Origin of the sequence: Clostridium luticellarii, from assembly GCF_002995845.1 — a bacterium.
Classification (GTDB): Bacteria; Bacillota; Clostridia; order Clostridiales; family Clostridiaceae; genus Clostridium_B; species Clostridium_B luticellarii.
On the sequence record NZ_PVXP01000087.1, the window covers coordinates 1 to 11,311 of the forward strand.

Below are 11,311 nucleotides of genomic sequence, written 5' to 3' on the forward strand. Positions count from 1 at the left end.
GTACATCCATATAAAACCTTCCTTTTTAAAGTTTTTAAAGCTAACTTGAAAAACTTTAAAACTTATTTTAGAAGATTATCTCACATTTTTTGAACACTTTCCATCCACTTTCTTGTTTGACGCTTACGATATATCTCTTTTGACAAAGAGGGAGCAGAACTCTTGTTTACAAACCTTTCTTTGCGGGCATCAAGAAAATCTATAATAATAACGACAAATCTTTCTTTTGACAGGTGGGAAGAAGTGTTTGGTGATCCCGTGATTACAAGTGCAATGGTGGACAGGCTTACCCATAAAGCATATATAGTGGATATGACAGGTGATTCCTACCGCCTTAGGGAAACATTTGAGGAAAGTGGAAAAATTATTTAACCATGACTCATCATCTTTAAAAATATGCACTTATAGATAAGTGTATATTTTTGGAGGATAAGTGACCTAAAATTGGATGGCCTTTTGACCTAAAAAGTTGTTGACATATACAACGAGAGCTAGGAAAAAGAATATTTACATACCACATAGTTCTTATAAAACAAAGCGAAGCTGAGTATAAAAAAGAACAATACAAACATTTACATACCACATAGTTCTTATAAAACGAAAAAATTCCCTGGCCGTTATATATACTGATAGTCAATTTACATACCACATAGTTCTTATAAAACGCAAAAACAAAGAAGAAAGCTATGGCCAGATATGTGTATTTACATACCACATAGTTCTTATAAAACATTGATCTTTTAATTCCTCCATTACATCAATTACCCTATTTACATACCACATAGTTCTTATAAAACTATAAACATCTGTAAGTCCATATCCATCTCTAGTAGTATTTACATACCACATAGTTCTTATAAAACTTTAACAGCATCCATGCAATGATCTGACTCTTTTAAATTTACATACCACATAGTTCTTATAAAACTAGGGATGTGCCTCCTCTTAAATTCTAGTTATTATCTATTTACATACCACATAGTTCTTATAAAACATATTACCTGAATGGATAGGGGGAGTGGCAATTTGAATTTACATACCACATAGTTCTTATAAAACTCACATCAAGTTTGGAGAAAGTACGCATCTTCTGTAATTTACATACCACATAGTTCTTATAAAACGCCTGGTTAAAGAGTCTCTGATATCTATTCATTTACATTTACATACCACATAGTTCTTATAAAACATATTCCCTATTTTAGCAATGGTAGAACCATATTTAATTTACATACCACATAGTTCTTATAAAACCGATTTCGCTACCCAGGATGATTATAAATTAGGCACATTTACATACCACATAGTTCTTATAAAACTCGCCCCACCCAAACAATTGTATAATCCTTTTATTTATTTACATACCACATAGTTCTTATAAAACTTGAAAGTAGCTGTAAGAGTTGTAATAAGCATAGCAATTTACATACCACATAGTTCTTATAAAACCAGCGTCTGAAGCGTCTTATTCTCCCACATTATCCGAATTTACATACCACATAGTTCTTATAAAACTTTTAGGTACTCCTGCGCATGCAGACAAGTATTTATCATTTACATACCACATAGTTCTTATAAAACGAATTACATATCTGGGACGCCTTGTTTCCTAGAGTTCATTTACATACCACATAGTTCTTATAAAACTGTTGTTGAAGTAGAAGTAGCGACTGGTTTAGCTTAATTTACATACCACATAGTTCTTATAAAACATATCCCAAGATGCAGCTAGAAGTTTATCCAAGCTTAATTTACATACCACATAGTTCTTATAAAACTATACGGGGAAGTTACAATACCGGCAGGAACCATTAATTTACATACCACATAGTTCTTATAAAACTACATTCCTTCTTCTGTTGGCTTACCTTGACTCATATTTACATACCACATAGTTCTTATAAAACTTGGAGTTATCCAAGCAGTATGAGGACAAATTACTTATATTTACATACCACATAGTTCTTATAAAACTAACAGCTTCATATCCCTCTGAACCTATTCCTGCAAAATTTACATACCACATAGTTCTTATAAAACATGCTAATGTTATATAACGATTCAGGTTCACCTATATTTACATACCACATAGTTCTTATAAAACCAGACGCTTGTTTAGATTGTTCTGCTGCTTCATCACATTTACATACCACATAGTTCTTATAAAACAACGTGTGAGGGATAGTATGTTACAGCTTGCTAAAAATTTACATACCACATAGTTCTTATAAAACATGGAATTAAGGGAGCTATTAAAGAAAAGGGATTAGAATTTACATACCACATAGTTCTTATAAAACTTTGACTTGCAGACGCACCCGCCACAGATTGGACTCATTTACATACCACATAGTTCTTATAAAACATTTACAGTACTTACTTGATAAGAATATTCCGTATTATTTACATACCACATAGTTCTTATAAAACAAGGTATTGACGCAGTTAAATCTCCGCCACTACTTAATTTACATACCACATAGTTCTTATAAAACTTGGTCTTTCAATTCCTCTATAACATCTACTATCCTATTTACATACCACATAGTTCTTATAAAACCTGGCACTGCATTACCAATAGATTTACCATTTTGTCATTTACATACCACATAGTTCTTATAAAACCTGTCTGGGTTGTTCTGCTGTCCTTAAATGTTACATATTTACATACCACATAGTTCTTATAAAACTGAGCGATTTTCCAGATTTCCAACTCACAATATTCGAATTTACATACCACATAGTTCTTATAAAACATATATAGAGCTGAATATCGGTATAGATCTCCTAAGATTTACATACCACATAGTTCTTATAAAACAAAGCTTATAAAATTCCCTTGACAATATTCCTGCGTATTTACATACCACATAGTTCTTATAAAACTAAACTTTCCATCTGTTTTTGCAAATCCTCCATTGTATTTACATACCACATAGTTCTTATAAAACGAAGAGCTGAAGCAGGAATATAACAAGCTAATTAAAATTTACATACCACATAGTTCTTATAAAACTATACTTTTTAAAAATCTTTCCTATTGTTTTTATCAATTTACATACCACATAGTTCTTATAAAACTAATGTTATTTTTCTATTAGAAGATGCGTTTTTTGTATTTACATACCACATAGTTCTTATAAAACCCTAATCATGTGTGCATCTAATGGGTGTAACTTTTTAATTTACATACCACATAGTTCTTATAAAACCCTTCCACTAAGAGGATGAAAAAAATGGCTTATAAATTTACATACCACATAGTTCTTATAAAACCCGTTATGGGAAAGGAATTCCGAAAGTCTAAAAAGTATTTACATACCACATAGTTCTTATAAAACGATTTTGCCAAATTATATGAATTTAAATTTTCTACATTTACATACCACATAGTTCTTATAAAACTGTAAAAGAGTACAAAAACTTAATCTATATGATGCTAATTTACATACCACATAGTTCTTATAAAACGATGATACCTGGCATAGAATTGAAACATGGCTTCATAATTTACATACCACATAGTTCTTATAAAACTCCTCACGTCTTCCTCGTCTACTTGGACATATATCATTTACATACCACATAGTTCTTATAAAACTATTTTATGTCAAACCTATGTCCGACTTTTTTCTTCATTTACATACCACATAGTTCTTATAAAACCATAGACACGAATACGTGTTAATATATAATTGTAGAAATTTACATACCACATAGTTCTTATAAAACGGGGAATTCATTAATTAAAATGTCTGAAAATTTATCATTTACATACCACATAGTTCTTATAAAACGTAGCTTTTGCCGCCCATTTATATGAAATGTTATCTAATTTACATACCACATAGTTCTTATAAAACCTATCCTTTCATCCGCCTCTTTCATTGCTGTTTTAAGATTTACATACCACATAGTTCTTATAAAACTCGGGTATTGAGTACATAAACAGTTAGGGTGTGGCGTATTTACATACCACATAGTTCTTATAAAACTTCATATCTGTTTCACGCATTTTCAGTCCTCCTTTAAATTTACATACCACATAGTTCTTATAAAACCAGTTATAGACCAGGATAAAAAGATTACACAATTATTATTTACATACCACATAGTTCTTATAAAACTTTTACAATACTTATAAAATAATTCTTTCAATCCATGATTTACATACCACATAGTTCTTATAAAACTAGATAATTCTACAAAATCTTTTACATATATTTTTTCATTTACATACCACATAGTTCTTATAAAACAAGTGCTCCATATTTTTTCATATATCCAACTAATTTATTTACATACCACATAGTTCTTATAAAACTCCTACTGCACTTTGTACTGTACAATATGCTCCTATATTTACATACCACATAGTTCTTATAAAACGAACATGTTGAAAATCTATTACTTACAAGTTGTGGTAATTTACATACCACATAGTTCTTATAAAACCTTTTAAAGACTTCTAATTGTCTACAACATTTTATGTATTTACATACCACATAGTTCTTATAAAACCAATGTAACAGATAATGTATCAACATCATCTGTCCATATTTACATACCACATAGTTCTTATAAAACCCGTGCTTCTATGCTTCCACAATACGGCTTTAAGGTATTTACATACCACATAGTTCTTATAAAACGATGTAATTGCAATTGTCGCACCACTACCGCTACAAAATTTACATACCACATAGTTCTTATAAAACAAGAAAATGAAAGCAAGGGAGGTAATAAAAATTCTCAATTTACATACCACATAGTTCTTATAAAACATACCTGCTGGCAGATTCATCCGCCCTGGCCTTTATTATTTACATACCACATAGTTCTTATAAAACCTCCTACGGTTTTAAATTTTTCTCCACTTTCTTTTAATTTACATACCACATAGTTCTTATAAAACGCCATACTGGCCTTAAAACCGCTGTCTATTACATTTATTTACATACCACATAGTTCTTATAAAACAGATTATTGTAGAATCGTAAAAGAAAAATCCAAGATGATTTACATACCACATAGTTCTTATAAAACAGATTGTGCGGAGCCACTTAGCTCTGGCACCTGGCTAATTTACATACCACATAGTTCTTATAAAACTTTAACAGCTTTTAATTTTACGGGATAAATATAATCTTTATTTACATACCACATAGTTCTTATAAAACCCAAAATTCAAAAAACTCTAAACCCTTATATTGCAAGCTTTATAGTATTTTATAAAGCTCTCAGATTAAATGCAGTTGCATTAAACCACCAGTAATGCATGTTAATATTATAACAAAACCATCTTATAGCTTCAATATCAACGTTTTTACACCATTTTATAAAAATTTAGCTTTACTGCAAACTTTTAAAGAAACAATTCGTCATAATTTTTTTCTACACCTATTACACCTTTCGTTATATTCTTAGAATTTTGTACCTTATACACATAAACTGAATCCTCTGACCTTATTGTACTTCTATTTATTTCAGACAAACATTTATGAAGCTTGGATTCTGTTATATTTCCCTCAAAAACAGAATTTTGTGTCCATACCAAATACTTTTTTACAATTTTTCTCACTCTATTTACTCTTTTTTCACCAATATCATAGGTCAATATAACAAACACACTACCACCATGCCTTTAACGGTTTGTAAACTTCATCACCAATGAAATATTTTATAAGCTTGTAACATTCCAATTTTATAAAATTTCTATAAGACACATTTCTATTTAAACTTCTATGTCTTATGGTAGTTGAAAGTTTAGTCTCATATTCCTTTATAAACTTTTTTCTACCTTTATCATTTAAAAAACATACATCCTCTTGAATATTAAAATCATCCATTGTTATCATTTTATTATTGATAAGATAAAATATTAAAGGATCTACTATCAATGGTTTAAAAATTTCAGCTATATCAAGACATAAAGAGAATCGTTTTGTTGAAGGTTCATGCAGAAAACTTATAGTAGGATCTAATTGGGTTTTATATATTTCTCCTAGAACAGTTGTATACATCATACTATTTCCAAAAGAAATCAATGCATTTACAGGATCCGTAGGTGGCCTTTTTTCTCTCCTTTCAAAGGCAAATCCATTTTTCAAAATATAATTGTAAGCAGAATAATATGCATTTCTCATTCTTCCCTCCGCTCCCATCAACTCATTTATATTCTTAGAAGACAGTATGTTTATTTTTTCTCCTTCAACCTTTTCCATAGCTTTTTTTGTATCTGGCTTGTGCTTTCTCAAATTTCTAAGTATATGGTGGGCAGCACTATCAATAAAACATTTTGCCATATACATTCTCTTTTCTTTTTTATTATAAAAATCAGCTTGATGAATCAATAAATATCCTGACACATTCTTTTTTCTGGGATAATAACTGCCGGAATAAAATCCGTAATAATTATAAAAATTTACTATAACACCATATTTACTTATGAAATTAAAAAACTTAGTATTTAATGCTATTTCACCAAAAAGATGCAGCCTTTCAACTGCTTCTATTGGGATATCTCTAGATAAATCCTCACCATCACTAAAGTGGATTGTATTCTCTCTCCGTTTTATCTGTCCATTAGTAAATACATAATAATCCTTACCCATAGCTACTGAACCTCCTTTACAAAACAAAATTGATAATACGCACACTTCTTACAGTACGGAAATTTTATGATTTTAGGAGGCTTGTCTTCATTTAAAATTTCATTTATATCCACAAGTATTTTTTCTATCTCCAATTCTGACTTCTCATCAAGTTCAACAATTTCATTTCTTTTCTCTTTTACATAATTTAAAACACCCTTTTTCTCAATACCAAGCTGTTTTAAATAATACAAATAGTAAAGAAGCTGCATTCTATCAACATTTTTCATTTTACTTGTTATCTTTATTTCACGCACAAAATCTTTATCCATAATGTCCAATTTTAATATATCATCAATTAAAACTTCTCTAGTCTTCAGCCTTGAATAAGAATCTTCATGAACTATTTTTCCTTCCATAACTCTTTCACTGTTATTTTCCATGGTTATTCCTTTATTAAAAAGCCACAGCTTTCTTTTGCAAATAAAATAATAATTGAATTTTATTCCTTGAACTTTAAAATTTTCTAAGTTAAATTCCATATTATCACCCTATACTATTTACGACATCAGAATCAAATAAAATTCCACTTTTTTCATCGTATTTACATTCAATAATAAAAATTCTATCACTAATTGGACTTTTGAAAATTTTATTAGAACACTTATATGAAGGAACATCTGCTGTAAGTTTATTTATTTTTCTAAACAATTCATTTCTGTATTTTCTTTTTTCTTTTGAATCAGCATTTTTATATCTCATAAATTCATTTATCATAGGCATATTATCATCATAAATAGTTCTAGGTATAACTGTAACCGAATCTATCTCTCTTAATATGTCCTGTGCCTTGCTGCTTGTAAGTGCATATCCTTCATTATCATCTAATATCTTTAAAGCATACTTAAATTCCTTGTAAAATTTGGTGTCCTTAAGTTTTTCTTTTGTATACAATTTATCAACTAAATCAATTTTATCACTTTCCTTTAAAATACAATTATTATACTTTTTTAAATGTTCTAATCCAATTTTAAATATTTTCTCATCATATATAGTTCCTATTCCACTAACACCATCTATATAAACATACACATTAGGTTCACTCAAATTAAATTGCCTTTTTCTATAACATCTGCCAAGTCTCTGAAACAAACTATCCAAAGTAGATAACTCAGTAAATAAATAATCAAAATCAACATCCAGTGAAGCTTCAACTATTTGTGTTGTTATCCATAGTCCGTGAGTTATATCTTTACTATCGGCAAAAACCTTTATCTCCTTTTCAAGTTTGGCTCTGTCTCTTTTTATAAATGCAGAATGCAATAAATTTAAATTACTTAAATTATGTTTTTTTAATAGCTCATATAATTCTAATGCTCTCTTTACCGTATTGACGATAATCAGAACTTTTTTATTTTTAGCTCTTTTAGCTATTTCCTCAATATCGTTTTTAATTTCTTTATCTTTAAGTAAAATTTTATGCCTTTCTTTATCCATAATAAATTTAGGTATCTGCCCGTTATCTTTTATATTAAACTTAACTCCACGTTCTATTAAGCTATCAGTATATATCTTAGGAAGCGTGGCTGTCATTATCAAAAACTTACCACCTATTTTATATATCATTTCTATACCTTTTACTATTGCTGCTGCTATCTTAGGTGTATATGACTGAATTTCATCTATAACAACCTTGGAATATGAAAGTGTGGCATAAATTTTTTCATACCCTTTATATTTGAAAGGAAATTTGAATAACTGATCAACTGTTGTAAAGCTTAATTTCTTTGAAAAAAGCCTTGCTGATTCATTGAGTTCTTCTGGATTTTCAAAACCGTTTTCCTCAAGATAATCCAAACTTGTAGAATGTAGTAGTCCAGCTGATTTATATCCAATTTCATTATTATCACTAATTCTTGAAAATAAAGCATTAAGTGTAACCCTAAGTGGAAGTGTAAAAAAGCCCTTGTCATTGTCAAGCCACATAAGAGCAGATTCTGTTTTACCCATACCTGTAGATGCTATTAAAATTACATTATCTCCTTTGTTTTCCCTACAAAATGTCTGTACATTTCTCAATTTGCTAAAATTATCGATTACATATTTCTTAGCTGCTTCACCAACATTGTTCCTTCTATCTAATTCAATTTCCCTATGAGCAGAAGCTGAATGATCTATTCTATGAAGCAAGCCTTTCAGCATAACATAATCATAATATCCATTTTCATTTTCTTTTATTCTGTTTTGAAAATCCATAGCACTAAATACTTTATTTGTTGGTTTATCTGGAATTTCAATTTTCATTTCTTCTCTTATTTGATCAATAATATTTGCTAGATCAAGTTCAGCAGCCTCTCTAAGTTCATGCACATCGGGTTTTTTATCCCTTTCATGATGATAAGCTATAGCTTGTATAAGTATTCTTTTAAAACTTTTATTTTTCAAAAGTTCATATTTCTTATATGGAATAAGCATGGGTGACAAATAATTATGTGGTATATCTGTACTATCCTTCTCTGGAATTTCTTCTACTTTTAAAGCTCTCCTTATTTTGTTCTGAAATTGAGTATATGCCTTCCCAACATCATGATAGAGGACAGCTATATTTAATAGCTGCCAAAAATCACTTTTATCCATAGTTACTTTTTGTTCTATAATTTCTCCATAGTTTTTCTTAAGCTCTTCATAATTTTTAACAAGTTCATCTGTATGCTGTTTTATACTTTCCACAGGATTAGACTTTGCATATAACATTTAAATCATCTCCCAGTCATAATGTTCCTAATCACTAAAAAACATCGGTTCTTCTAGATTATTTTCTTCCACAAAAATTAATCCTTCTTCAATTTGCTGATCAGTATTTGCATATAAAACATCTGTCTTATGCCAATTTCTCATATCATTTATCTTTTCATACCAATTATTCAGCCTGAAATTTACACCATGCAGCCTTCCACATATCTGATCTTTAGGAATATATGCAGGATTTTTTATAAGTATTGCTTCATTATCATCATCATCCAGGTCTATTTGTCTTGCCCATATAAACTCAATATTATCTATCCTTGCTAAATCCTCTCTTCTTCCCATACTAATGGCTTCATTTAGATTACGAAAACCATTGTATATATTTTTAAGTAATTCCTCTTCAGCTGATACATGGATAATTAAATTTATATTAAAAAGCTGATGAACATTCATTGGCATAGTTGTTATATCTGTACTTTTATAAAAGTAGGTGGTTTGAAAATTGTTAAATTTACTTTCATAACTTCCTTGAACAGAAACTCTCATGGAACAATAATCATCAGCAGCAATAACTTTATGCAGTAGCCCTTTTATTGTCGAGTAAGGAGGCAGTGGATAAGTTTCTGCTGCCTTAAAGGAAAATGGCTTTTTATAACAAGCTGATTCTTGAAAAATATTAAGTTTAAGAACTCTTTTACGATTCTCCACCTTAATCACACCCCATAATATGCTTTAACGCCATCCTGCAGGTTATCAAAAAACTTTTCAATAGAATAATTTTCATCTTTAAATAAGCTTTTTAATTCCTCTTCATTATCAAATATACCACTCACCATTCCAAGAGAAGTTACTTTTTCAATTGAATTATCAAATATTTTTGTTTCAAGAGTCTGCTTTAAAATATTTGAATCTATATATGGCTTATTACTTTTATAGTTAAGCCTTATTCTTCCTAAGAAAAATGGATTTGGAATATCATATATGCCTCCAACTATAAAAAGTGGAGCAAGATTTTCTTGTCTTCCTCTTATGTTTCTGTTTAACACTTTGAGTATACTTAGAAGCTGTTTTACTCTTTTAAACTTATCTTCCTTGTCTAAGTCTACATCACCATCTTTACCTACTTTGTCCAAATCAATTGTAATTGTATAAGTATAAAAGCTAAAATGCTGCTCTACATTTGCAAGATTGGGATGTTCTCCAATCCTATCAGCTAGTCCTTTATTATTTAAGAAGTCCATGTCACTTCTATATGGCTCTAATGAAATAGCATGGCTAAGTCGGGCAACTGCACTTCTTATATTAGAACCACCCTTATCATCACCACCTTTTTTGGCTGTTTTCATATATCCAAATAAATCCATTTCTTCTGAATCTTTTATTGAACAATCATCTTTAAATTGTACTGTTCCTTTGCTCTTATCAACAACCTGAGTGTTCCAATTGTAAAGCATGCTTCCAAGCCGTACAATGTCATATCTTAAACATTGCCTTGATACAAAAGTATATAAATTGCCATCTCCTCTTGTCAATTTTTTAAGTTCGGATATATTAGCGATTCCTTCACCAAAATTTAAACTCTGTGCTTGAAAAATAACAGTTAAAGTCAATCCTTTACTCATCTTTATTTACCTCCCCTTCCTTTTTATGTATTTCTTTAGATATAAGTCCGGACACAAAAGTTTGTGCAACTGCTTCAAATTCTGAATCTTCATCTGAAAAAACTTCAGAAAAAAGTGCTGGCACTTCTTTTTGTGCCGTCATATAAATTCTAAGTATAGCATCCATAAAATCATTTTTATTTCCGGTCTTAACCGAGTTTAACATCTTATAAGCTATACCAGTTATCTTGTTTTCCCCACTATGTTCAGTAAAATATTTATTGATATCTTGTCCACTTTTATATATAAAAAACAATTTTTTACTGTTCATTTCATTTTCCCCTTTCTTATATTTATTTAAATAATATC

Annotated in this window: 8 protein-coding genes and 1 CRISPR repeat array; of the genes, 1 reads left to right on the top strand and 7 read right to left on the bottom strand. The window is 29.7% G+C overall.

Annotated features, from left to right (window positions below; genetic code table 11):
• The first annotated feature begins 132 nt into the window (after positions 1-132).
• Positions 133-372 carry an ATP-binding protein gene (locus tag CLLU_RS16610; protein WP_276329483.1) on the top strand — a complete coding sequence of 80 codons (240 nt, stop codon included), beginning with the start codon at positions 133-135 and terminating at the stop codon, positions 370-372.
• Between the two features lie 133 nt (positions 373-505).
• A CRISPR array of direct repeats spans positions 506-5,180; the repeat unit is 29 nt; unit sequence ATTTACATACCACATAGTTCTTATAAAAC.
• 185 nt (positions 5,181-5,365) lie between these two features.
• On the opposite strand, the gene cas2 is transcribed toward CLLU_RS16610, so the two are convergent.
• The 7 genes from cas2 to cas8a1 all read right to left on the bottom strand — a co-directional run.
• On the bottom strand, positions 5,366-5,629 hold the full coding sequence (gene cas2 / locus CLLU_RS16615) for a CRISPR-associated endonuclease Cas2 (RefSeq protein WP_106010889.1): 264 nt from the start codon (positions 5,627-5,629) through the stop codon (positions 5,366-5,368).
• 1 nt (position 5,630) lies between these two features.
• Positions 5,631-6,614, bottom strand: a complete 984-nt coding sequence (gene cas1b, locus CLLU_RS16620; RefSeq protein WP_106010890.1) for a type I-B CRISPR-associated endonuclease Cas1b — start codon at positions 6,612-6,614, stop codon at positions 5,631-5,633.
• Between the two features lie 2 nt (positions 6,615-6,616).
• Entirely contained in the window at positions 6,617-7,135 is a 519-nt protein-coding gene (cas4, locus tag CLLU_RS16625; protein WP_106010891.1) for a CRISPR-associated protein Cas4, read from the bottom strand.
• Between the two features lie 4 nt (positions 7,136-7,139).
• Positions 7,140-9,347, bottom strand: a complete 2,208-nt coding sequence (locus CLLU_RS16630) for a CRISPR-associated helicase/endonuclease Cas3 (RefSeq protein ID WP_106010892.1) — start codon at positions 9,345-9,347, stop codon at positions 7,140-7,142.
• A gap of 27 nt (positions 9,348-9,374) precedes the next feature.
• Positions 9,375-10,049: a type I-B CRISPR-associated protein Cas5b gene (cas5b, locus tag CLLU_RS16635; RefSeq protein ID WP_106010893.1), complete on the bottom strand. Its 675-nt coding sequence runs from the start codon at positions 10,047-10,049 to the stop codon at positions 9,375-9,377.
• A 5-nt stretch (positions 10,050-10,054) separates the two neighbouring features.
• Positions 10,055-10,963, bottom strand: coding sequence for a type I-B CRISPR-associated protein Cas7/Cst2/DevR (cas7i, locus tag CLLU_RS16640; protein WP_106010894.1), 909 nt, complete (start codon positions 10,961-10,963; stop codon positions 10,055-10,057).
• Positions 10,956-11,311, bottom strand: a 356-nt coding sequence (cas8a1, locus tag CLLU_RS16645) for a type I-B CRISPR-associated protein Cas8b1/Cst1 (protein ID WP_106010895.1), incomplete at its 5' end; no start/stop codon positions are given. The genes cas8a1 and cas7i, both read right to left, overlap by 8 nt.